Genomic DNA, 521 nt, shown 5'->3' on the forward strand with positions numbered 1-521 from the left:
GCTATCCCTAGTATCATCAAGTACGTGACGATCCGTAAATCATCAACTAACAAGTATTATGCAATTCTTACAGTTGATGAAGAAATAGTTCAATTACCAAAGACAAACAAGTCTGTCGGTCTTGATATGGGTGTTTGTGACCTAGTAATCTGTTCAGACGGGAGTGAGTACAAGACTATCCGTTTTGATAAAAAACTTTCCCCCAAAAAACATTATTGGGAAAAACGATTAGCTAGAAGACGTGCTCAAGCTCTAAAAGATATCCAGTATAAAAAGAAATTTGGATTAATTGATCCAAAGCCTTTAGAACAATATTCAAATTATATGAAAGCTAAACTCATGGTGGCTAAGTATAGTGAGAAAATTGCTAACCAACGAAAAAACTACCTTCATAAAATAACTCGTGAATTAGTTGAAAATAATGATTTGATTGTTATTGAAGATTTGAAAACCAAAAATCTTCTTGGTAATCATAAACTATCACGTGCTATCACTAATCAATCATGGAGAGCATTAAGACT

The 521-nt window shown here is 33.0% G+C and carries 1 protein-coding gene; it reads left to right on the top strand.

Annotated features, from left to right (window positions below; all coding sequences use genetic code 11):
- Positions 1-521: RNA-guided endonuclease TnpB family protein (locus tag FC88_RS13110; protein WP_235526913.1), on the top strand; the 521-nt coding region annotated here is incomplete at both ends.

This window comes from Companilactobacillus futsaii JCM 17355, assembly GCF_001435505.1.
GTDB lineage: Bacteria > Bacillota > Bacilli > Lactobacillales > Lactobacillaceae > Companilactobacillus > Companilactobacillus futsaii.